Annotated in this window: 23 protein-coding genes; 8 read left to right on the top strand and 15 right to left on the bottom strand. The window is 72.1% G+C overall.

The genetic code is table 11. The features are described from left to right. From ACWA15_RS09975 to ACWA15_RS09985, 3 genes are read right to left on the bottom strand one after another with little or no spacing between them, the layout of a single operon-like run. Positions 1–1221, bottom strand: a complete 1221-nt coding sequence (locus ACWA15_RS09975) for an FAD-dependent oxidoreductase (protein ID WP_464054954.1) — start codon at positions 1219–1221, stop codon at positions 1–3. Next, positions 1214–1945, bottom strand: a complete 732-nt coding sequence (locus ACWA15_RS09980; RefSeq protein ID WP_464054956.1) for a class I SAM-dependent methyltransferase — start codon at positions 1943–1945, stop codon at positions 1214–1216. Before ACWA15_RS09980 ends, ACWA15_RS09975 begins: the two co-directional genes overlap by 8 nt. Next, entirely contained in the window at positions 1942–3105 is a 1164-nt protein-coding gene (locus tag ACWA15_RS09985; protein ID WP_464054957.1) for a type III polyketide synthase, read from the bottom strand. The genes ACWA15_RS09980 and ACWA15_RS09985 overlap by 4 nt, the downstream gene beginning before the upstream one ends. Positions 3106–3194: 89 nt before the next feature. On the opposite strand from ACWA15_RS09985, the gene ACWA15_RS09990 reads away from it, so the two are divergent. Then, positions 3195–4010 carry a shikimate 5-dehydrogenase gene (locus ACWA15_RS09990; protein ID WP_464054959.1) on the top strand — a complete coding sequence of 272 codons (816 nt, stop codon included), beginning with the start codon at positions 3195–3197 and terminating at the stop codon, positions 4008–4010. Positions 4011–4061: 51 nt separating this feature from the next. Here ACWA15_RS09990 and ACWA15_RS09995 read toward each other — a convergent pair whose 3' ends face one another. From ACWA15_RS09995 to ACWA15_RS10010, 4 genes are all read right to left on the bottom strand, one after another. Beyond that, on the bottom strand, positions 4062–4817 hold the full coding sequence (locus tag ACWA15_RS09995; RefSeq protein WP_464054961.1) for a glycerophosphodiester phosphodiesterase: 756 nt from the start codon (positions 4815–4817) through the stop codon (positions 4062–4064). After that, positions 4814–6196 carry an ABC transporter substrate-binding protein gene (locus ACWA15_RS10000; RefSeq protein ID WP_464054963.1) on the bottom strand — a complete coding sequence of 461 codons (1383 nt, stop codon included), beginning with the start codon at positions 6194–6196 and terminating at the stop codon, positions 4814–4816. Before ACWA15_RS10000 ends, ACWA15_RS09995 begins: the two co-directional genes overlap by 4 nt. Before the next feature lie 66 nt (positions 6197–6262). Further along, positions 6263–7243: a carbohydrate ABC transporter permease gene (locus tag ACWA15_RS10005; RefSeq protein ID WP_464054964.1), complete on the bottom strand. Its 981-nt coding sequence runs from the start codon at positions 7241–7243 to the stop codon at positions 6263–6265. Further along, complete coding sequence (locus ACWA15_RS10010) at positions 7243–8184, bottom strand: carbohydrate ABC transporter permease (RefSeq protein WP_464054966.1); 942 nt, start codon at positions 8182–8184, stop codon at positions 7243–7245. Before ACWA15_RS10010 ends, ACWA15_RS10005 begins: the two co-directional genes overlap by 1 nt. A 216-nt stretch (positions 8185–8400) precedes the next feature. Between ACWA15_RS10010 and ACWA15_RS10015 the strand changes: the two genes are divergently transcribed. The 6 genes from ACWA15_RS10015 (at position 8401) to ACWA15_RS10040 (ending at position 14500) form a co-directional block, all read left to right on the top strand. Then, entirely contained in the window at positions 8401–9534 is a 1134-nt protein-coding gene (locus ACWA15_RS10015) for an amidohydrolase family protein (protein ID WP_464054967.1), read from the top strand. Positions 9535–9605: 71 nt separating this feature from the next. After that, positions 9606–11192, top strand: coding sequence for an ABC transporter substrate-binding protein (locus tag ACWA15_RS10020; protein ID WP_464054968.1), 1587 nt, complete (start codon positions 9606–9608; stop codon positions 11190–11192). 26 nt (positions 11193–11218) lie between these two features. Then, positions 11219–12154 carry an ABC transporter permease gene (locus tag ACWA15_RS10025; protein WP_464054969.1) on the top strand — a complete coding sequence of 312 codons (936 nt, stop codon included), beginning with the start codon at positions 11219–11221 and terminating at the stop codon, positions 12152–12154. Next, positions 12151–12981: an ABC transporter permease gene (locus tag ACWA15_RS10030; RefSeq protein WP_464054970.1), complete on the top strand. Its 831-nt coding sequence runs from the start codon at positions 12151–12153 to the stop codon at positions 12979–12981. Before ACWA15_RS10025 ends, ACWA15_RS10030 begins: the two co-directional genes overlap by 4 nt. After that, positions 12978–13703, top strand: a complete 726-nt coding sequence (locus ACWA15_RS10035) for an ABC transporter ATP-binding protein (RefSeq protein WP_464054971.1) — start codon at positions 12978–12980, stop codon at positions 13701–13703. Before ACWA15_RS10030 ends, ACWA15_RS10035 begins: the two co-directional genes overlap by 4 nt. Continuing rightward, positions 13700–14500: an ABC transporter ATP-binding protein gene (locus tag ACWA15_RS10040; RefSeq protein ID WP_464054972.1), complete on the top strand. Its 801-nt coding sequence runs from the start codon at positions 13700–13702 to the stop codon at positions 14498–14500. The genes ACWA15_RS10035 and ACWA15_RS10040 overlap by 4 nt, the downstream gene beginning before the upstream one ends. Positions 14501–14526: 26 nt before the next feature. Here ACWA15_RS10040 and ACWA15_RS10045 read toward each other — a convergent pair whose 3' ends face one another. Together ACWA15_RS10045 and ACWA15_RS10050 are read right to left on the bottom strand one after the other, a co-directional pair. Further along, positions 14527–16059 (bottom strand): SDR family oxidoreductase, encoded by a 1533-nt coding sequence (locus ACWA15_RS10045; RefSeq protein ID WP_464054973.1) that lies wholly within the window; start codon positions 16057–16059, stop codon positions 14527–14529. 68 nt (positions 16060–16127) lie between these two features. Next, positions 16128–17144, bottom strand: coding sequence for a magnesium and cobalt transport protein CorA (locus tag ACWA15_RS10050; protein WP_464054975.1), 1017 nt, complete (start codon positions 17142–17144; stop codon positions 16128–16130). 184 nt (positions 17145–17328) lie between these two features. Between ACWA15_RS10050 and ACWA15_RS10055 the strand changes: the two genes are divergently transcribed. After that, positions 17329–17784, top strand: a complete 456-nt coding sequence (locus ACWA15_RS10055; RefSeq protein ID WP_464054976.1) for a tellurite resistance TerB family protein — start codon at positions 17329–17331, stop codon at positions 17782–17784. A 92-nt stretch (positions 17785–17876) separates the two neighbouring features. On the opposite strand, the gene ACWA15_RS10060 is transcribed toward ACWA15_RS10055, so the two are convergent. From ACWA15_RS10060 to ACWA15_RS10085, 6 genes are all read right to left on the bottom strand, one after another. Beyond that, entirely contained in the window at positions 17877–19010 is a 1134-nt protein-coding gene (locus tag ACWA15_RS10060) for an ATP-grasp domain-containing protein (RefSeq protein WP_464054978.1), read from the bottom strand. Positions 19011–19119: 109 nt separating this feature from the next. Next, positions 19120–19764: an FMN reductase gene (locus tag ACWA15_RS10065; RefSeq protein ID WP_464054980.1), complete on the bottom strand. Its 645-nt coding sequence runs from the start codon at positions 19762–19764 to the stop codon at positions 19120–19122. A 34-nt stretch (positions 19765–19798) separates the two neighbouring features. Further along, on the bottom strand, positions 19799–20284 hold the full coding sequence (locus ACWA15_RS10070) for a MarR family winged helix-turn-helix transcriptional regulator (protein WP_464054982.1): 486 nt from the start codon (positions 20282–20284) through the stop codon (positions 19799–19801). Further along, entirely contained in the window at positions 20281–21423 is a 1143-nt protein-coding gene (locus ACWA15_RS10075) for an LLM class flavin-dependent oxidoreductase (RefSeq protein WP_464054983.1), read from the bottom strand. Before ACWA15_RS10075 ends, ACWA15_RS10070 begins: the two co-directional genes overlap by 4 nt. A 95-nt stretch (positions 21424–21518) precedes the next feature. After that, positions 21519–21980 (bottom strand): DUF4395 domain-containing protein, encoded by a 462-nt coding sequence (locus ACWA15_RS10080; protein WP_464054985.1) that lies wholly within the window; start codon positions 21978–21980, stop codon positions 21519–21521. Then, a complete protein-coding gene (locus tag ACWA15_RS10085; RefSeq protein WP_464054987.1) occupies positions 21977–22465 on the bottom strand; it encodes a thioredoxin family protein in 489 nt (162 codons plus the stop codon). The genes ACWA15_RS10080 and ACWA15_RS10085 overlap by 4 nt, the downstream gene beginning before the upstream one ends. Positions 22466–22632 lie beyond the last annotated feature (167 nt).

The raw sequence follows: 22632 nt of genomic DNA on the forward strand, positions 1-22632 counted from the left end.
CTACGACCAGCGCATCGCGTACCTCGCGGCGAGCCGGTGGCTGGCCGGGGTGGCGAGCACCCCCGCCAGGGCCAGGTCACGCAGCGCGAGCCGCAGCCCCCGAGCCGGTCGCCCGAGAGCCATGTTCACCTCGGCCTGCCGGGCGGCCCGGCGTGCGCTCACCGACCGGGTGTGGCCCACCCGGGCCAGGGCGTGGCGCAGCGCGGCGTCGGGAGCGGCGTCGGGCCGGGGGGAGCGCAGCGCCTCCACCAGGACCGGGGCGAAGGCGGCCGCGTCCAACCAGCCGAGGGTCATGCCCTGGCCGCCGATCGGGCTGATCTCGTGAGCCGCGTCGCCCACGAGCATCGTGCGGCCGGCGACCATCTGTTCGGCGAGGCGCCGCCGGACCGTGAACGCGCTGATCATCGTGCACGTGTCGGCCTCGACCCGGGCACCGGTGCGGTGGGTCACCACCTCGGCGAGGTGCTCCGGGCGGGGGTCGGCGACCAGAGCGGTGGTCCGCACGACGAACCGGCGCCGGTCCCCGGGCAGCGGGAAGGACTCCACGACGCCGTCGGGCTCGAGGTGGACGACCGCGTCGGGGCCGGCGCCGGTCGTGTCCGCGAAGTCGCCCATGACGTAGGTGTCGGGGTACTGGCGCAGCGTCGTCGCGATGCCCATGACCGACCGGACGGTGCTGCGCGCGCCGTCGGCCCCCACGACGAACCGCGCCGTCTCCTCGACCAGGTGGGTGGCCGGCACCGCGACCGCGCCCCCGGTCGCGGTGGACAGGGTCGGGTGCCCGACGGCGCGCACCGCGGACCCGAGCTGCCCGTCCTGGGCACCGAGCACCTGCAGGGCACCGAGCTGGACCCCGCGCACGAGGGCGCCGGGGGCGACGTCGTGCAGGCGCTCGGTGAGCAACGCCTCGGTGACCGACTGCGGGACGGCGGCGACGAAGGGGTAACGGGGGTCGGCGCGCGCGAAGGAGACCTCCCCGAGCACCCGCCCGCGGCTGCGCGCCACCCCGCGGCGCACGAGGACCGCCTGCTCGAGCAGGGAGGAGGTGAGGTCGACGGCCTCGAGGGCGTGCAGGGCGGGGGCGTGGATGCCGATCGCCCGCGAGGAGCCGGAGGCCTGGGTGCGCCGTTCCCAGACGGCGACGTCGAGGCCCGACCGGGCGAGCAGCGCCCCGAGGTAGAGGCCGACCGGCCCACCACCGACGACGAGGACGTCACGCACGCGTCTCAGCCTGCGTCTCGGGGCCGGGGGTGTCGCGCACGAGGAGCAGCCGGTAGGGCAGCTGGCGTGCGACATGCCACCCGGGGGGGACCACCGCGGCGAGCTCGCCTCTGCGGTAGCTGCGCCGGACCGAGAGGAGCCCGTCATGGTGGATGAAGGACCCGTCCGGGCGGGTCCGGCGCCACGGCAGCGTCCCCACGAGGTAGGCCCCGTAGGCCACCGGGCTCCGGGCGATGTCGTTGTGCACCACGAGGCGCCGGGAGAGCGCCTCGCTGTCCGCGAGCAGCGCGTCGCGCTCGTCGGCGTCGAGGTGGTGGAGCAGGTGGTTGGAGGTGACGACGTCGAAGCGGGCGCCGGCGCGGACCAGGTCCGAGCTCGTGGTCCGGGCGAAGGTCAGCCCGGGGACGGGGGGTGCGGCGGCGGCGAAGGCCGCCGCGCGGGGGTCGGGGTCGATCGCCGTGATCTCCAGGGCCAGCCCGTCGCGCGCCGCCCACCGGGCCAGGGCCCGGGGCACGTCGCCACCGCCGCAGCCGATGTCCAGCAGCGAGGTGGGCACCGTCGGGGACAGCACGGGGCGCACCCGGGAGGTGTAGACCTGGCGCCACCGCGAGACGAGCGCGTTGATCACCCGGAAGTGGCGGTAGGTGCGCTCGAGCGCGGCGAGGTCGCAGTCGGGGGAGTCCATGAGCTCGCGGGCGTCGAGCTCACGGTGGGTCAGCTTCATGGCCGGCGCAGGGTCAGCAGTGCGGACTCGACCGTGAGGCCGGGCCCGAAGGCCATCGCGCACACCCGCGGCGCGCCGGACGACCCGCCCGGATCGCTCCCGTGCAGCAGCCGTCGCAGGATGAACAGGACCGTCGCGCTCGACATGTTGCCGTGCTCGGCCAGGGTGCTGCGGGAGGGTTCCAGCTGGGCGTCGGTGAGCGTCAGCGCGTGCTGCACCTTGTCCAGGATCGACCGGCCGCCCGGATGGACGGCCCACAGGTCGACGTCGCCGGCGGGCCTGCCGGCCAGGGTGGGGTCGCCGGCGAACAGCGGGGCGAGCGCGGAGTCGATGTGCTCGGCGATGATCGCCGGCACGTATCGGCTGAGCACCATCTCGAAGCCCAGGTCCCCGATGGTCCAGGCCATGTCCTCCTCACCGACCGGGGTGATCGTCGTGGCGAAGGAGTCGAGCTCGAGGACTGCACCGGGGGGCCCGGCGACGTCCCGCCCGGACACCACCGCCGCCGCCGCGCCGTCGGAGAACACCGACGACGCCACGATCGTGTCCGGGTCGTCGCTGGCCCGCAGGTGCAGGGAGCACAGCTCGACGCACACGACGAGCACGACGGCGTCCGGGTCGCTCACGCAGAAGGACCGGGCCGCCCGCAGTGCCGGGAAGGCCGCGTAGCAGCCCATGAAGCCCAGGTGGAACCGCTGGGTGCGGGGGGACAGGCCCAGGTCGCGCACGAGCGCGAAGTCGGGACCGGGGGCGTAGAAGCCGGTGCACGAGACGGTCACCACGTGCGTGACGTCGTCGGCGGTGATCCCGGGAGCCGCCTCGATAGCCCGGCGCGCGGCGGCCAGGACCAGCTCCGGGCACCGCGCGGCGTAGACGGCGTTGCGGGTCCCGGTGCTCGGGGTGAGGACCAGGCCGGACTCGGCGTCGTAGAACACCGGCGGCGCGGAGTCTCCCGCACCCGGCAGGTCCCGGGGGGAACCGTCCAGCTCGTCGATGACGGAGTGCCGGGTGTCGATCGCCGACGCGTCGAAGGATGCGGTGATGAGCCGCTGGGCGAGACGGCTGCGGCCCGGCTGGGCCAGGAAGAGATCGCGGATCTCCCCCTGCTTGACCTCGACGGACGGCACGGCGGTCTCGATCGATCGGATGCTGATGGCCATTTCGTCACTGTAGCTGCGGCCCGTGGTGCCCGCTCGGTGGCCCCGCACCTGGCAGGATGGTCGGGCCGAGACCACCCTGGAGGACCTGCGTGCCGATGCTCGACAAGGACATGACCCTGTGCATCTCGTTGGCCGAGCGCCCGAGCAACATCGGGACCCGGTTCCACAACTACCTCTACGACGAGCTCGGCCTCCCCTACGTCTACAAGGCCTTCGCCCCCACCTCGATCACCGACGCGATCACGGGGGTCCGCGGCCTGGGCATCCGCGGCGCCTCGGTGTCCATGCCGTACAAGGAGGCCGTCATCGACCTCGTCGACCACCTGGACGCCTCGGCCCTGGCCATCGACTCCGTCAACACGATCGTCAACGACGACGGCGTGCTCACCGCCTACAACACCGACTACTCCGCCGTGGCGACCCTCCTGGACACCCACCGCGTCGATCCGGCGAGCTCGGTGCTGGTGCGCGGCAGCGGGGGGATGGCCAAGGCGGTCGTCGCGGCGCTGCGCGACGCCGGGTTCACCCGCGGGACGGTCGTGGCCCGCAACGAGGTCACCGGACCGGCGCTCGCGGCCCTCGCCGGGTTCACCTGGCAGCGCGAGACCGGGCTCACCACCGCCGACCTGCTGGTCAACGTCACCCCGATCGGGATGGCCGGGTCGGACCAGACGGACGCGGCGTCCTTCGACGACCGGGCGGTCGCTGCGGCCTCCACCGTCTTCGACGTGGTGGCCTTCCCCTCCGAGACGCCGCTGGTCCGAGCGGCACGGACGGCCGGGCGGGCCGTGATCACCGGGGCCGAGGTCATCGCCCTCCAGGCCGCCGAGCAGTTCGCGCTGTACACCGGGGTGCGCCCGACGCCGGAGCAGGTCGCCCGGGCGTCGGAGTTCTCCCGCTCGTGACGCGAACGGGCCGCGCAGGTGACCCTGCGCGGCCCGTGTGAAGTGCCCGGGTCAGTCGTGCTGGGCGGACAACCACCCGCGGAGCGCGTCCGGGCGGTCGGTGATGATCGCGTCGACGCCCGCAGCGGTGAGCGCTGCCCACTCCTCGGGCTCGTTCGCCGTCCAGACCATGACCTGCAGACCCGCTCCGTGCAGCTCAGCGAGCAGCTCGGGACGGGCCCGCAGCAGCCCCCCGTGCGGGTTGCACGCCATCACCCCGAGCTCGGCGCACAGGTCGAGCAGCGACCCGTCCGCTGCCGCGATGAGCAGCCCCCGGCGCAGCTCGGGTGCTGCGCCGGCGAGCACCGCGACCGTGGCGGGGTCGAAGCTCTGCACGATCACCCGGTCGCCCAGATCGGCCGCGCGGATCGCCTCGACCACGCTGGACGCCCCGTCGGCGTCCCAGGCGCCCTTGAGCTCGAGGAGCAGGTCGATCCCCGGCCGGGCCACGAGGAAGCCGATGACCTCGGTGAAGGTCGGCACCCGCTGGCCGGCGTAGGCGGGGGAGAACCAGCTGCCGGCGTCGAGACGGCGCAGCTCGACCAGGTCGAGGTCGCTCACCGCCCCCGAGCCGTCGGTGGTCGCGTCGACGGTGTCGTCGTGGATGACCACGGCCACTCCGTCGGCGCTGCGCTGGAGGTCGATCTCGATGCTGTCCGCACCCGCCCGCCAGGCCGCCTCGAGGGCGACCAGGGTGTTCTGCGGGGCGGTGCGGGAGCTGCCCCGGTGCGCGACGACGCGGGGGGCGAGGGGGTGAGGGTGGGTCACAGGTAGGGCTCCACGTTCTCCTGGAAGGCCTTCTGCAGGCGGGGGGTGATCGAGGCCCAGGCCGTGGCGGCGGGGGTGTTGTTGAGCACCATCTGCTCGATCCCTTCGGTGATGATCTGGTCACCGCCCGGCACGAACACCCGGACCCAGTCCTGAGTGCGGGTCTTCGTCTCGAGCTGGTCGATCGCGGTCCGGAACTGGGGGATGGTCGCGTAGAGCTCCGTCATGATCTCACCCTCCTGGGCGGAGGTGCGCACCGGCACGTACCCGGTGTTCTGGGAGAAGTACGCGGTGTTCTCGGCGTCGGTGATGAAGGCGAGGAACATCGCGGCGGCGAGCTGCTGCTCGGGGGTCCGCGAGGCCGGGATGGCCAGGCCCGTCCCACCGGTCGGCACGCCCGAGCCCTGGGGCCCGTCAGGCAGGAAGCTCGTGCCCAGGTCGAAGGTCACGGCCTCGAGCAGGCCTTTGAGGGAGCCGGTCGAGCCGATCAGGGAGCCGAAGATCCCGGCGGCGAAGTCCGCGTTCGTGTCCGCGCCCAGGCCGGCGATCTTGGAGTCGTGGTACATCCCGCGGACGAACTCGCCCGCGGCCTCGGCCTCGGGGGTGTCGAGGGTGACGGTCCAGTCCTCGGAGTATGCGCCGCCCTGGCCCCAGATGATGTTCTCCATCCACCAGCCGGCCCAGCTCGGGCCGGTGGCCAGGCCGAGGGGGGCGCCGTCGGCGGGGAGCAGCGCGGCGAGGGCGGGCGCCCACTCCTCGAGCTCGGCCCACGTCTCGGGCCCGCGGTCGGGCAGGCCGGCCGCGGCCCACAGGTCACGGTTGTAGTAGAAGAGCGGGGTGGAGCGGGCGTAGGGCGCCGCCCAGTGCAGGGAGTCGAACTCGTAGTCGGAGTACAGCGTGGCGTTGAAGTCCGCGGTGTCGACCTCGAGGTGGGCGAACACGTCGTCGAGGGGCATGATCTGGCCGTTGAGGAAGTAGCGGAACCACCAGACGTCGCTCGAGATGACGAGGTCGGGGAGGCTGTCGGTCGAGGAGGCGGCCTGGAAGCGCTGGGCGACCTCGTCGTAGTTCGCGCCCGCGGTCACGTGCTTGACGGTGATCTCGGGGTGGACCTTCTGGAAGCGGGCGATGAGCTCCTCCTCGATCGCCTTGGAGGCGCCGGGGTGGTTGCTCCACCAGGTGATCTCGCTCGCCGGGGTGATCGTGGACCAGTCGGTCGTGGCGGTGTCCTTGGCACGGGCGGTGTCCTCCGTGACGGAGGGGCCGGAGCAGGCGGCCAGGGACAGGCCGAGGGCGCCCAGGCCACCGAGCTGGAGGACGTTGCGGCGCGAAGGCTGCCAGGCGGGGCCGGACGAGAACGCGGGGGACGAAGTCGACACGTGAGGTGCTCCTTGGGTGGGGTGGTGCGGTGGGGTGGGTGAGGTGGAGGGGGGAGGTCGTGAGGGTCAGCCGGTGACGGCGCCCGCGGTCAGACCGGCGACGAGCCGGCGCTGCAGGACGAGGAAGACGGCCAGGATCGGCGCGGTGACGAGCACCGTGGCGGCCATGAGGACGCCCCAGTTGTTCATCCCGTCGACGTTCTGCAGCAGGGTGAGGCCGAGCGGCAGCGTCATCATCTCGGCGTTGTCGATGACGAGGAAGGGCCAGAGGTAGTCGTTCCACTCCGCGACCATCGAGACCAGCCCGACCGCCGCGATGGTCGGCAGCGACATGGGGATGACGAAGCCCCACAGCCGGCGCCAGTGGCCGGCGCCGTCGAGCTGGGCGGCCTCGAGGATCGAGGCGGGCAGGGTGAGGAAGTGCTGGCGGAACAGGAACGTCCCGAAGGCGCTGGCCAGGCCGGGCACGAGGATCCCCTGGTAGGTGTTGAGCCAGCCCAGGGATGCCACGAGGGTGTAGTTCGGGATGATGGTGATCTGCGCGGGGATCAGCAGCGCGAAGATCACCAGGGCGAAGATCGCCTTCTTGAAGGGGAACTCGAGGAAGACGAGCGCGTAGGCGCAGCACAGCCCGAGGAGCAGCTTCAGGCTCGCGCCGGCGAGGGTCAGACCGAGGCTGTTGAGGAACAGGCGCCCCACCGGCAGGGTGTCGGCGACCTGGGCGTAGTTGGCCGGGTCGAGGCTGGCCGGGAGCCACTGCAGCGGCAGGGAGTACAGCTCGGTCGGCTCCTTGAAGCTCGCGAAGACCATCCAGACCAGCGGGACCGACATGACCGCCACGGCCGCCAGCATCGTCAGGTAGGACGCCGCGTCGGCCGAGACCCGACGCCGGGCCGCGCGCCGGTCCCCGCCTGGGCCGGGGGCGGAGGGGCTACCCGGGTGACGCTGGTCGAAGGGGGTGCCGGGCGGCGTCGGGCCGGCGGCACCGGGAGCACCGGCGGCGCCCGCAGCGGGGGACCCGGATCGGATGGGGAGATCGACGCTCATCAGTAGTGCACCTTCCGTTCCACGAACTTCAGCTGGACGACCGTGATCACCAGGAGGATGAGGAAGAGGATCGTGGCGACGGCGGAGGCGTAGCCCGCGCGGCCGGAGACGAAGCTCTCCTGGTAGATCTGGTACATGAGGGTGGTGGTGCCGCCGAGCGGACCACCCTGGGTCATCGCGTGGATGATGTCGAAGGACTGCAGCGAGCTGAGCAGGCTGGTCACCGACAGGAAGAACGTCGTCGGGCCGAGCAGCGGGAGGACGACCGAGCGGAGCGTCCGGCCGGGACCGGCGCCGTCGAGGGCCGCGGCGTCGCGCAGCTCCTGCGGGACCGCCTGCAGGCCGGCGAGGTAGATGAGGGCGACGTAGCCGACGTTCTTCCACAGGTACACGACGATGACCATGGTCAGCGCCCACGGTGAGTCGTTGTACCAGTCGGGCGAGGCCAGACCCACCCACTTCAGGGCCACGGACATGAGGCCGTACCGCGGGTCGAAGATGAACAGCCAGAGCATGCCCACCGCGATGCCGGAGAGCACGTACGGGGCGAACACCACGGTGCGCGCCACGCCGCGGCCGACGAGCTTGCGGTCGAGCAGCAGGGCCAGGCCGAGGCCGATGAGCAGCGAGCCGCCGACCGTGGCGACCGTGAAGATCGCCGTCGTGGTGAGCACCTGGGCGGTGCGCGGGTCCGCGAACCACTCGAGGTAGTTGCCCAGACCCACCGGGCGGGCGTTCGGGGCGCCGATGTTCCACTGCAGGGTCGAGTACTGGAAGCTCTGCAGCAGCGGCTTGTAGACGAAGACGATGAGCAGGGCGACGTTGGGGCCGGCGAGCAGGAGGAACGTCAGGTACGTCTTCCACCGGGCGCGGGTCATGCGCCGGCGGGGTGGGGCGAGGGGTGCGGGTGGGGCGAGCGCGTCCGGGGCCGCGGTGGTCATCGGGGGAACTCCAGTCGTGGGCGGGGCAACGCCGCAACCCTAGGGACGTCCCAGGGCGCTGAGCAGCCATTTCTGGCCGAGTTCGGCGACTGTTCGTAGGGAGTTCATCCCGTGCTCGGATACCGGTCCTCCGGGTCGCCGGGGCGTCATGCGACGACCCCCGGCTGTTCGCCTGAAAGCCTTTTCCTCGATCGGGCGCTGATAGTCTCCGGGTCCATGAGCCCCTTCACCGCGCCGGTGGACCTCGTGGTCCGCGGCGCCCAGGTCATGGAGTCCGACGGGTCCTTCTCCCTCGCGCAGGTCCACGTGGCCGGGGCACGGATCGTCGCCGTGGACCGCCGCCCCGGCACGCTTGACGGGGCCACGGCCGGGGCGACGGTCGTCGAGGCCGCCGGCCGCTGGCTGATCCCCGGCATCGTCGACTGCCACACCCACCTGGGCTGGACCACCTTCCTGCCCGACGACGAACCCGGCGACCTCGCCCCCGGGCTGGCAGCCACCCTGGCGGCCGGGGTGACGAGCGCCCGCGACGCGGGCGGCGCCGGGTCGGGGCTGCGGGACGAGGTCGCGGGCGGGGCGCTGCCCGGGCCCCGGCTGGCTGTCGCGATCGAGATGATCACCGCGCAGACGGGCGGTGTCGGGGCGCTGCGGGAGCGGGTGCGGGCCCTGGTGGACGACGGCGCGGACTGGATCAAGGTCATGGCCACCGGCGGCGTCATGGCTCCCGCGGGCACCGAGCTCGAGTCGGCGTTCAGCGCGGCCGAGATCACCGCGGTCGTGGACCAGGCGCGGGCGCTCGGGGTCCCGGTCATGGTCCACGCCTGGGGAGGGGACGCGGTGACGCACGCGATCGCCGCCGGGGCGGCGTCGATCGAGCACGGGATCTTCCTCACCCCGGAGCAGGCGGCCGCCGGCGCAGCGGCCGGCACGGCGCTCGTGCCCACCCTGGCGATCTATGCCGAGGTGGCCCGGATGGCCGAGCGCGGCGCGCTGCCCGGAGCGGACCTGGACCGGGTGCGACGCATCGTGGCTGCCCACCCGCGCGCCGTGCGGACCGCTCACGAGGCGGGCATGAAGGTCGCGCTGGGCTCCGACTTCGGCACGAGCGACCAGCACGGACGCAACCTCGTCGAGATCGACCACCTGGCGCGGGCGGGCCTGGGCGCCCGGGGGGCGCTGCTCGCCGCGACCCGCACCGGGGCCGAGCTGCTCGGCACGGGGACCGGTCTGCTCGAGGTCGGGGAGGTCTTCGACGCGGTGCTGCTCGCGGAGGACCCGAGCGTGACGGGGGTCTTCCTCCGGCGGGAGACGGTCGTCGGTGTCTATCAGGACGGCCGTGCGGTGCGGTGACCGGCCTCCGAAAACGTAGGATGTCTGGGCCGGCTGTTGGAGCCGCTGTCCCCACAGAAGAAGGCACGGACGTGACCCTCACCAGAGCACGCACCTCGACCACGACGCTCGCCCGCACCGGCGTGGCCGTCCTGACCGCCGGGGTCCTCGTGCTGGCGGGGTGCACCTCGTCCGCGACCCCCCGACCGGCCGGCTCCACCACGAGCGCCGTGCCCACCCCCGGCGGGACGCTGACCTTCGCCCGGACGCAGTCGCCCACCTCGCTCGACCTGCACAGCCAGATCACCGCGAACAACGCCTTCGCGATCGACAAGGTCTTCGAGCCGCTGCTCTCCTTCAACGCCGAGGGCGAGATCGAGCCGTGGCTGGCGAGCGACTACACCTCGAGCGAGGACGGGCTCGTGTGGACCTTCACACTGCGCCCGGGCGTGCAGTTCTCCGACGGGACCGACCTCACCCCCGCCGACGTCGTCTACTCCCTGGACCGTCACCTCGAGGTCGGCGGGCCGCTGCCGCTGCACGCCCCGATCACCTCGATCGAGGCCTCCGGCACCGACACCGTCGTCATCACCCTGAGCGCTCCCTACACCCCCTTCGCCGCCGAGCTCGCCGGGTTCTCCAACGGCATCCTCCCGGCCGACCTCGGCGGCCTCGACGAGGCGACGTTCTTCAAGAACCCCGTCGGCACCGGACCGTTCGTCGTCGACTCCTGGACCGAGGGCGGGGACATCTCCTTCACGAAGAACGAGCACTACTGGCAGGAGGGCAAGCCCTACCTCGACTCCGTCGTCTACAAGCTCGTCCAGGACGACAACCAGCTCGTGGCCCAGCTGCAGGCCGGGCAGGTCCACGTCATCGACTCCGTCGCCGGCGCCAACGTCGCCGCGCTCGAGGGCAACTCCTCCCTGACGGTGTCCACCACGCCCAGCTGGGTCGTGGAGGAGCTCTTCTTCAACACCCTCGACGAGCACTTCGCCGACCGTGACGTGCGGCGCGCGGTGTCCTACGCCCTCGACCGCGAGGGCATCGTGGCCGCGACGAGCTTCGGCACCGCCGAGGTCGCCGGGTCCGTGCTGCCCCCGACCATCCCCGGCCACGACGCCGCGATCGACCCGCTCGGCTACGACCTCGACGCCGCCAAGGCGTCGATCGCCGCCTCCGCCTACCCGGACGGCTTCGCCACGACGCTCCTCGTGGCGAGCGGGAACACGCTGCGCGCCCAGGAGGCACAGATCGTCCAGGCCCAGCTGGCCCAGATCGGCATCACCGTGGAGATCGAGTCGATCGACCTCGCGGCCTTCCGTGAGCGGTTCCGGGCCTTCGACTACTCCTTCATGCTCAACTCCGCGACGTCGGACGTGGCCGACCCCAACGGGATCGTCACCTTCCAGGCCGACCCCGCCGGGGGCACCAACGGGTACTGGACCCACTACGACAACCCTGAGGTCACCGCGCTCATCGCGCAGGGACGCACGCTGCCCGACGGCGCCGAGCGCACCGCGGTCTACTCCCAGATCCAGACCCTCATCGCCGGCGACGCCCCGTTCATCCCGTTGTCCTACCCGTCCAACATCAAGGCGTCCCAGGTGAGCGTCCAGGGCCTGACGGTGCTCCCCAACGGCAGCGTCCGGCTCCAGGACACCTGGATCACCCCGTAGCTCGCGGATGATCCGATGGTGATCCGATGCTGAGGGGCTCGCTCCGGTGGCTGGCACGCACGGCGCTGCGTGTCGTGCCGGTGGTCGCCGGGGTGGTCCTGGCGACCTTCTTCCTGCTCCGCCTCGTCCCCGGCGGACCGGCCGCCGCGGTGCTCGGTGACCAGGCCACCGACGAGGCCGTCGCCGCCCTCGAGGTCGAGATGGGTCTGGACCGGCCGCTGGCGACCCAGTTGTGGAGCTACCTCACCGGCATCGTGCTGCGCGGGGACGTGGGGGCCTCCCTCGTCTACGACGTCCCCACGGGCGACCTCATCGCCGGCCGGGTGGGGGTCACCCTCTCGGTGGTCGCGCTGGCCGTCGCCCTCACCGTCGTGCTCGTGGTGCCGCTGGCCCTGGCGGCCGCGCTGCGCAAGGACGGGGTCGTCGACCACCTCATCCGGGTCGTCCCGGCGATCGGCCTCGCCATGCCGACGTTCTGGATCGGGCTGCTGCTCGTCCTGGTCTTCGCGGTCACCCTCGGGTGGCTGCCTGCCGGCGGGTCCGGGGACGGGGTACGCTCCCTGATCCTGCCCGCCGTCGCCCTCGCGATCTCCATGACACCGGTCCTCGTGCGGACCCTGCGTGCCCAGCTCCTCGAGGTGCTCGACGCCGACTTCGTGGACACCCTCACCGCCGCCGGGCTGGGGCGCCGCCGCGTGCTCGTGCACGTGCTGCGCAACGCCGCCCTGCCCACCCTCACCCTCTTCGGCCTGAACATCGCGTACCTGGTCGGGGGGACCCTCGTCATCGAACGGGTCTTCGCTCTCAACGGACTGGGAGCGCTCATGTTCGAGGCGATCGGCAACCGCGACTTTCCCGTGGTCCAGGGCGTCGCGCTGTTCTGCGCGGTGGCCGTGGTGGTCGTCACCGTCGCCACGGACTTCCTCGTCGACCGCCTCGACCCGCGCTCGAGGCTGCCATGACGGGCCAGGACGGACTGTGGCGGCGGATGGCCACCACCCCGGCCTTCGTGGCCGGTGCGGTGATCACCCTCAGCGTCGTCCTCGTCGCCGTGCTCGCCCCCGTGCTGGCCACCCACGACCCGGGGGCCCAGAACCTGCTCGGCGGGCTCCAGGGACCCTCCGGAGAGCACTGGCTCGGGACCGACCAGCTCGGCCGGGACATCTACTCCCGGCTGCTCTTCGCCGCCCGGACCGACCTGCGGATCGCGGGCCTCGCGGTGATCGTCCCCTTCGCCGTCGGCGTCCTCGTGGGGACCCTGAGCGGGTATGTCGGCGGGTGGTTCGACTGGGTGGTCTCCCGGGTGGTGGACACCGTGGTGGCCTTCCCGTTCTACGTCATCGTCGTCGCGGTGGTCTTCGCGGTCGGTGCGGGCGAGCAGGGGATCTACGTCGCGCTGGCCCTGGTCGGCTGGGTGACCTACGCCCGGGTGCTCCGCGCGACGACGGCCGTGCACGCACGGTCCGGCTGGGTCGTCGCGGCGCGCGGCGGGGGGCTGTCCCACGCGCGGATCCTCGGGCGCCACATCCTCCCTAACACCCTCACCCAGGCGATCGTGCTGCTCATGAACGACATCGTCTTTGTCATCGTCGCCGTCGTCACGCTCAGCTATCTCGGCCTCGGGGTGCAGCCGCCCACCGCGGACTGGGGCATCATGATCAGCGACGGCCAGGCCTTCGTCGCCACGAAGTGGTGGCTCTCGGTCGTCCCCGGTGCCGCGGTCGTCTACACCGGGATCGGGCTGTCGCTGCTCGGCGACGGCGTGGCCGACGTCTGGAGGGTCGAATGAGCGCCGTGACGATCGCCGGGCTGAGCATCGACGGCCCCCGCGGAAGGATCGTGCACGGGATCGACCTCCACGTCGAGGCCGGTGCGGCGGTCGGCATCGTCGGGGAGTCCGGCTCCGGCAAGTCCCTCACGCTCAAGGCGGTCATCGGGCTGCTGCCCCGCGGGGTCCGGGTCTCGGGCGGGCAGGTGAGCACGTCGGGCCGGGTCGGGATGATCTTCCAGGACCCGCTCAGCGCCCTCGACCCGCTGACGACCGTGGGCAACCACGTGATCGAGGTCTGCCGCCACGCGCGCGGCATGCCCCGGTCCGCGGCCCGGGCCCGGGCCGTCGAGCTGTTCACCGAGGTCGGGCTGCCCGACCCGGCCGCGACGCTCCGGTCCTACCCGCACCAGCTCTCCGGCGGCCAGCGCCAGCGGGTGGTGCTCGCGGTCGCGCTGGCCGCCGAGCCCGACATCCTGCTCTGCGACGAACCCACCACGGCCCTGGACGTCACCGTCCAGGCGCAGGTCCTCGCGCTCATCGAGACGCTGCGCCGGGACCGCGGGCTGACCGTCGTCTTCGTCAGCCACGACCTCGCCGTGGTGAGCCAGGTGTGCTCGAGCGTCGCCGTCATGCACGCGGGCCGGATCGTGGAGGTCGGGCCGACCGACGACGTCGTGGCCCGCCCGCGCCACCCCGCCACCCGCGCCCTCGTCGACGCGGTCCTGGAGGTGCCCCGATGACCGGCTCGGTGACCGCCGTGGTGACCGGCTCGGCGACGCCGCGGCTCGAGGTCCGCGGCCTGCAGGTCTCCTACGGGACCACCCGGGTGGTGCACGGGGTGACCTTCACCGTCGCGGCAGGCTCGGTCGTGGGGGTGGTGGGGGAGTCCGGGTCGGGCAAGACCACGATCGCGCGGGTGATCGCCGGCGAGCTGGAGCCGTCCGCGGGCGCCGTGCTGCTCGACGGCCACGCCATCAGCCACCGCACCCGTGAGCTGCGCCGCGCGATCCAGGTCGTCTACCAGGACCCGTTCGCCACCCTCAACCCCCGCATGACCGTGGTCCAGGTGCTCTCCGAGCTGCTCAGGGTGCACAGGATCGTCCCGCGGGACCGGGTCCGCGCGCGCTGTGCCGAGCTCATGGACCTCGTGCGGCTGCCCGCCGCGGTGCTCGACGCCTACCCCCGTCAGCTCTCCGGAGGGCAGCGTCAGCGCGTGGCGATCGCCCGGGCGCTCGCTCTCGGCCCGCGGGTCCTCGTCGCCGACGAGCCGACGTCTGCCCTGGACGTCTCGGTCCAGGCGACGGTCCTCGACCTGCTCGCCGAGCTGCAGCGGACCCTCGGCCTGACCGTCGTGCTCATCTCCCACGACCTGGCGGTCGTGCACCGGCTGTGCGACCGCGTGGTGGTGATGCGCGCCGGTGAGGTCGTCGAGGACGCACCGGCGGAGGTCTTCTTCACCGCGCCGCGCCACCCGTACAGCACGTCCCTGCTCGACGCCGCACCACGCCTGGGCGGTGGCGCGACGTCGCTGCTCTGACCTGAGGTCGGAAGGGCGAGACCCCCTCAAGCATCGGCCGGTGTCGATGCGTGCGGATCGGGGCTCTCCGCCGCCGCTGCCCGGGCCAGGATGTTGGAGGCCATCGACGGGAAGATGAGCAGGTGGAACGGGAAGATCGCCCACCAGTAGACCTTGCCGATCAACCCGCGCGGGAAGTAGATCGCCCGCTGCCGGTACCTCGTCCCGGAGCCGTCCGGCTCGGCCGTGAGCTCGAGCCACGCACCGCCCGGGACGCGCATCTCGGCCCGGAGCCGGAGCTGACGTCCCGGCTCGATGTGCTCCACCCGCCACCAGTCCACGGCGTCGCCCACGACGAGCCGCGTGGGGTTGCGCCGCCCCCGGTTGTGCCCGGCCCCGCCCACGAGCTTGTCGGCCAGGCCGCGGATCACCCAGGCGGCGGGCAGGGAGTACCAGCCGTTGTCCCCGCCGATCCCCTCGATCACCGACCACACGGCGGCAGGGCTCACCGGCGCGGTCCGGGACCGGTCGTCGACGAAGACCGTCCGCCCGGCCCAGTCGGGGTCGCTCGGCAGCGGGTCGGAGGGCGGGCCCGACGACGCGCTGGACCAGGACGTCGCGACCTCGCCCTGCTGGATCTTGCGCAGCGCGAGCCGCACCGCGGCACGGTACCCGGTCAGCCCGCCGGGGGGCGGCGGGATGAGCTCGTCGATGTCGTGCTCGCTGGTCACGGCGTCGTGCTGGAGGGACTGGACGAGGGGGACGGCCATGGAGTGCGGGATCGGCGTGACGAGGGCGACCCACCAGCCGGCCAGCCGTGGGGCGGGGATCGGCAGGGCGTAGATGCGTCGTCGGGCGAGCCCGGCCTCACGGGCGTACCCGTACATGAGCGCCGCGTAGGTGAGAGCCTCCCGGGACCCGAGGTCGAAGGTCCGGTTGATCGCCCCGTCCAGGCCCGGCGCGCGGGAGAGGTAGTGCAGCACGTCGCGGATCGCGATCGGTTCGATCCGGTTGTTGACCCAGCTCGGGGCGGGCATGAGCGGGAGGTTCTCGGTGAGGTGACGGATCATCTCGAAGGACGCCGACCCCGAGCCGATGACCACACCAGCCTGGAAGACGAGTGCGGGGACGGGACCTGCGAGCAGGACCTCCCCGACGGCGGTCCTCGACCGCATGTGCGGGGACAGGGCGACCCCGCTCGGGTGCAGCCCGCCGAGGTACACGATCCTCGTCACCCCGGCCCGGGCGGCGCCGTCGGCCATGACCTGCGCGGTCTGCTGCTCGGTCTCCTCGAAGCTCGCACCCGACCCCATGGAGTGCACGAGGTGGAAGGCGGTGTGCACCCCCGCACAGGCCTCGGCGGTCTCGGCGACGCTGGAGAGGTCACCGGTGACCACCTCGACGTCGTCGCGCCAGGGGACGTGCTCGAGGCGACCGGGGGTGCGGACGAGCACCCGGACCCGGTAGCCCTGGGCGAGCAGCCGCGGCACGAGCCGCCCGCCGATGTAGCCGGTGGCCCCGGTGACGAGGACGAGCAGGGGTGGGGACTGCGGGGGAGGAGACTGCGGTGAGTCGGTCATCCGTCGATGCTAGGTGCCGCCACCAGCCAGCGCCCAGCCTGCGCCCGACCTGCGCCCGACCTGCGCGGCTAGAGCCACCTCTTCCACTTGAAGACCCGGTACAGGGTGAACGACCCGGCGACCATGAGCCCGACCGCCATCGGGTACCCGGCGACCCACGACAGCTCGGGCATGTGCTCGAAGTTCATCCCGTACACCGTCCCCACCAGCGACGGCGCGAAGAGGATCGCCGCCCAGGCCGAGATCCGCTTGACCTCCTCGTTCTGCTCGAGGCTGGAGACGGTCATCGCCCGCATCTCCTCGTTCTGGCGCTGGGCCACGACCGTCGCGTTCACCGTGAGCGCGTTCTGCAGCAGCGCCCGGAAGGAGTCCGCCCGGTCCACGACCCGCACGACGTGGTCGTGCACGTCGCGCAGGTAGCGGGTGAGCTCGTCGTCGACGTGGTACTTCGTGGCCCCGTTCTTCAGCGCATCGAGCATCTCCAGCAGCGGGCGGGTGGCCCGCTGGAAGTCCATGACCTCGCGGTAGAGGTCGTAGATGCGCCGGGAGACGGCCGGGTTGCCGGCGAAGAGCTCGTCCTCGATCTCGTCGATGTCGTTCTCCAGCCCCGCGACGACGGGCGCGTACTCGTCGACGACCTCGTCGAGGATCGCGTAGAGGACGGCCTCCGGGCCCAGCCGGAGCAGCTCCGGGGAGTTCTCCATCCGGCGTCGGACCTTGGCCAGGTCGGGTGCCTCCGCGTGCCGGACGGTCACGACGAAGTCGGGTCCGGTGAAGACGTGCAGCTCACCGAACTCCACACGCTCGTCGGCGTCGATGTAGCGGGCCGGGCGCAGCACCGTGAACAGCACGTCCCCGTAGCGCTCGGTCTTGGGCCGCTGGTGGGCCTTGATGGTGTCCTCGACGGCGAGCGGGTGGATCCCGAACTCGGCCTTCAGGGAGGCGATCTCGGTCTCGTCGGGGCGGTACAGCCCGATCCACGCCATGCCCTGCTGAGCGTGCATCGCCTCGAAGGTGAGCTCGAGCGAGGCGGGGTCGGCGTGACGCAGGCCGTCGACGTAGACGGCGTTGTCGATGAGCGGCATGGTGGGGGTCTTTCGTCGCAGGGGGCGCCGGAGCGCGCGGAGGTCTGGGGCAAGTATCGCCGGTCGGTGGGGAGCTCTCACCATGCCCGACGCCGCCCGGCGCCCCCCGGGCGCGCCCGGCGACGCTAGGATCGCAGTCGGCGTGGGTGGTCGCCCGCGCCGCAGACCATGCGGAGGATGTTCAATGGCGTTCTGGGACCAGCTCAAGACGAAGACCTCGGAGATGAGCGACCAGCTCAAGACGAAGTCGAAGCAGTTCACGAACAAGGAGTTCGCCAACGCCAGCATGGCGATGTGCGCGCTGATCGCCGCGGCGGACGGCAAGATCGACCAGACCGAGCGCGGCAAGACCGCCGCCCTCATCATGAACAACGAGATCCTCGCCGTCTTCTCCCCGAGCGATCTGCGCGAGAAGTTCGACTTCTACTGCGACCGCCTCGACCGGGACTACGACTTCGGCAAGGTCGAGGCCATCTCGGCCGTCGCCAAGCTCAAGTCCAAGCAGGACCAGGCGCGTGCCGTCATCCAGATCGGCATCATCATCGGCGGTTCCGACGGCGACTTCGACGCCGACGAGCGCCAGGCCGTCAAGGAGGCCTGCTTCGCGGTGGGCATCGCGCCGTCGGAGTTCGACCTCTGACCGGTGGCTGACGCCGCCTGAACCGTCGATGGCGGCCGTCCCCACGGGGACGGCCGCCATCGACGTGTCGGAGCGGGTCGGGGCGGGGCCGGTCAGAGTGCGGGCAGGACCAGGGAGTGGTCCGCGGTGAGCCTGGCCGGTGGTTCGGGGTTGATGTTCAGCGACCGCTCGGGCAGAGCGCCACCGGCCATCCCTGCGGGCAGCGGGACGAGGGTCTCGACCGTGACGAAGGAGGCGCCGAGGACCGGAGCCAGCGGCCCGGCGTCGCCGTCGACAGCCAGCCGGACCGCGGCCCAGGGCAGGTTGACCCCGGTCAGGGACGCGGCGTAGAGCCCCCCGGACGGTCGGGTGTTGACCTCGAGCAGGGCAAGCTCCCCGCGCCACCACCGCAGCTGGGTGTTGGACAGGTAGGCGAGCTGGTAGGCCTCGGTGATCTGGCGAGCGATCTCGATGGCGCGCGGGGTGTCGGCGAGGAAGGTCCGGCGCCTCGCCGACTTGGCCCGGGGCAGCGCGACGAGCAGCTCACCGAAGGTGCTGGAGAGGCAGTCGACGCTGATCTCCGGGGACGACATGTAGGGCATGACCATCATGGCCGGGGTCGCGCGCCCTTCGGCGTCGGCGGCACGCAGCGCCGCGGTGACCTCGTCGAGCCGGACCCGGTGCGCGGGAGGGGCGAGCAGGTCGTCCAAGGTCAGGGCGGCGTCGTCGAGCAGCCGGAACCCTTCCGCACCGACGCCGCTGAGCGGCTTGATGCAGATCTTCTCGGAGGCGTCGAGCTCGCCGCGCAGCGAGGCGACCGCCGCCTCGACCTCGTCGGCGCCGTGCGCCCTGCGCCACGGCGGCACCGGGACGCCGAGCGTGGCGGCCGAGGAGTAGGTGGCGCACTTGTCGTCGAGCAGGGAGATCGACGCCGCCGGGGAGGCCAGGACCTTCACGCCCGCCGCCTCGAACTCCCGGTGACGGGCGGCGATGCCCTCGATCCCCTTGCCGGGGAGCAGCACGTCGATCGCGTGCGTCCGGGCGAACTCCAGGACCCAGTCGACGTAGGCGTCACCGAAGAGCTGGGGTTCGGGGAACGACACGTCCGCGGCCTGCAGCACGGGAGAGGTGGCGTCGGTGTGGGTGGCGAACAGCCGGACATCGCGCTGGTCCGGATTGTTCCGGAGCATCTGGAGGAACCAGTAGTTGGTGGCGTACGTCCGATTGAGCCAGATGTTCAGTGTCACGAGATCCCTGCTGAGTGCGCGAGGTGGGGGGAGGAGGCGCGCCGGGTCACGGGCGCCCCGGCGCTACAGTACTCGCCTTCGGCGCGTTCCCCGGCGCACTCCCCGGCGCTCAGGTGCCGGCGAGCTGCTGGGCGAAGGGCACGAAGTCCCCGAGCGGGCTGGCCGGAGCCGCCGGCTGCTCGTGGGCTGCGACCAGGGCGGAGAACTCCTGCGCCGCGCGCCCGATGCGGGCCGCAAGGTCGTCCGTCGTGGAGGCGGTGCCCCAGTCGGAGGACGCCGCGAAGACTGCCGTCGGTGTGACGATCGCCCGCAGGTAGGAGAACATCGGGCGCATCTCGTGCTCGAGGGCGAGGGAGTGGCGCGGGGTGCCGGCCGTCGCGCCCATGAGGACCGGGATCCCGGCGATCGCGGTCGAGTCGATGACGTCGAAGAACGCCTTGAACAGTCCCGAGTACGAGGCCGTGAAGATCGGGCTGACGGCGATGATCCCGTCCGCGGTGCCGACCGCGTCGATCACGGTGCGCAGTCTCGGTGCCGGGAAGCCGGTGAGCATCATGTCCATGATCTCGTGGGCGAGGTCGCGCAGCTCGACGACGGTGACATCGGCGCTCACCCCCCGTGCGGTGAGCGCGGTGACGGTGTCGGAGACCAGACGGTCGGTGAGGAGCCGGGTCGAGGAGGGCTGGCTCAGGCCTGCCGTGAGGGCGACGATCGTGCGGGTGGGAGCAGTGGGGACGCTGGGAACGGTGGTCATGGTGGCCTTTCGGGTGGAGCGGGAAACCGTGCGGTCAGGGTCGACGTGGCGCATCGGGGATGTGCGCCTGGGCGAGGCGCAGCTTGGTGCACAGCTCCTCGAGGGTGGCCATCTCCGTGGCGCTGAGCGCGGGCTCGACGTAGGCGCGGATGGAGCGCACGTGCCGGCGCCCGATGGACTTCTGCAGCTGCGCGCCCTCCGGGGTGAGCGCGATGAGCGTGCCGCGCCCGTCACCCTGCGCGGGTCGTTTCGTGACGAGGCCCTTGGACTCGAGCCGGTCGACCATCCGGCTGAGCGAGGGCTGGGAGATGAGCACGTCCCGGTTGAGCTCGTTGAGTCGCAGGCCGCACGGGTCCGCGAGGCTCAGCGTGAAGAGCACGTCGTACTCCCGGACGGTGGCCGGCGCCCAGACGTCCTCGGCGGAGAACCGTTGCATGAGCGCGACCTGGGCCCGGAACAGCGCCTCCCAGGACCGGGCGGCGAGGTGGGGGTCGACCGGTGCCGCGGTGGTGATGGTCATCGCTGGGCCACGGGTGAGGCCCCGGTGACGTCGTCGGCGGCCGCGTAGACCGTCGAGTCGTGGGTGCCGCCGGCCTTGACCACGAGCGAGGCGTGGGTGGGCGCCTCCGGCACGTGAGCGGGGCGCTTGGCGTCGAACTCCTTGCGCAGCACCGGCACCACCTCTTCGCCCAGCAGGTCGAGCTGGTGCAGGACGGTCTTGAGCGGCAGGCCTGCGTGGTCCATGAGGAACAGCTGACGCTGGTAGTCCCCGACCTCCTCGCGCATGCGCGCGTAGCGGTCGATGACCTCCTGCGGGCTGCCCACGGTGAGCGGGGTCTGCTGGGTGAAGTCCTCCATCGAGGGGCCGTGGCCGTAGACGGGGGCGTTGTCGAAGTAGGGCCGGAACTCCCGCTTGGCGTCCTGGGAGTTCTTGCTCATGAAGACCTGGCCGCCGAGCCCGACGATCGCCTGGTCGGCCGTGCCGTGCCCGTAGTGCTCGAACCGCTGACGGTACAGGGCGACCATCTGCCGGGTGTGCTCGATGGGCCAGAAGATGTTGTTGTGGAAGAACCCGTCGCCGTAGTAGGCGGCCTGCTCGGCGATCTGCGGGCTGCGGATCGAGCCGTGCCAGACGAAGGGCGCGACGCCGTCGAGCGGGCGGGGGGTCGCGGTGAAGCTCTGCAGCGGGGTGCGGAACTCTCCCTCCCAGTCCACGACGTCCTCGGTCCACAGCCGGCGCAGCAGCGCGTAGTTCTCGACCGCGAGCTCGATGCCCTGGCGGATGTCGCGCCCGAACCACGGGTAGACCGGTCCGGTGTTGCCGCGGCCCATCATGAGGTCCAGGCGCCCGTCGGCGAGGTGCTGCAGGGTGGCGTAGTCCTCGGCGATCTTCACCGGGTCGTTCGTGGTGATGAGGGTGGTCGCGGTGGAGAGCATGATCGTCGACGTCTTGGCGGCGATGTAGGCGAGGGTGGTGGTGGGGGAGGACGGGACGAAGGGCGGGTTGTGGTGCTCGCCGGTCGCGAAGACGTCGAGGCCGACCTCTTCGGCCTTGAGGGCGATCTCGATGGTCGCCTTGATCCGTTCGTTCTCCGTGGGCGCCCGTCCGGTCGTGGGGTCCATGGTGATGTCACCGACGGTGAAGATACCGAACTGCATGGGGACCAGCTCCAGAGGTAGATGCGTTTGCATGTAGTTTACGTCTCAACTACCTGGTCGTCGACCCTATTCCCGTCACCGACCGGTGACGGCCCTCACACGGCGGGGCGGGCCGGGGCGAAGCGCTGGATGAGCAGGTACATCTCGCAGCCGAGGCAGACGTTGAAGGCGGCGTTGAGGAAGGCCGCGACGAGCGCGATCCCCGCTGCCACGGGCACAGCGACCGGTGCGAGGAGGAGCCCGAGCACGAGCCCGGCACCGGTGATCACGAGCCCGACCTGCTGGGCGAAGCGCGGGGGACGGGGGTCTTCGAGCTCGGCCGGGGCACCGATCCGCGGACGGACGAACGTCGTGAACACCCAGCCCTGGACGGTCCCCTGCGCCCCGCGCACCGCCCCCAGGACGAAGAGCCCGACGGCGATCCCCAGGAGCACGAACGCGGCGGTCGAGGTGCCCGCGAGGACGGTTGCGGCCAGCAGCACGGACGTGAGGGCGGCGCCGAAGCGCGGTCCGCGGGGGTCGATGCCGGTGGGGCGTGGTGCGGCGGAGCTGTTCATCGGGGGTCCTTCGAGGTCGTCACGGCGCGGGCGCGTCCGTGGTGCGGGAGGTCGAGCTCGAGCGCAGCGAGCGCGTCACGCGCCTGGGTCGGGGTCATCGGCCCCGACGTGCGCGCGTGGATCGTGCCGCCGGGGCCGAGCAGAAAGACGGTGGGCGTGCGCAGCACCCCGTGGGAGCGGACGAGCTCGGGGTGGCGCGCCACGTCCAGCTCGACGTGGGCCACCCCGTCCGCACCGGTGCTGAGCCCGCCCAGCACCCGGGCGACCTGGCGGCACGGCGCGCACACCTCGGAGGAGAACTGGACGAACGTCGCCCGGGCACCAGGGACCGCGCCGAGGGCAGCGAGGTCGATGACGTCGACGTGTGCGGTCGTCCGCATCTGTCCCGAGCGTCGGGAGGCGACGAACCAGACCAGGCTGGTCAGTGCGAGGAGTGCGAGGAGGAGGACGGCGCGTCCTGAGGTCGTGCCGAGGAGGAGGTCCATGGAGCGTGATCCTGTCGGGTGCGCCCGGGTGAACAGGGCGCGGTCTGGTGGTGCGCGAAGGAGTGTGCGAGGGGGTGGCGGGGGAGCGCGGCGACCCGGGACGGCGGCGTCTAGCGAGCGGCCGGACAGCAGCACGAGCGACACCCGCACCCGGCGCGGGGAGCGCG

The organism is Sanguibacter sp. TS_SC_8, assembly GCF_055361235.1.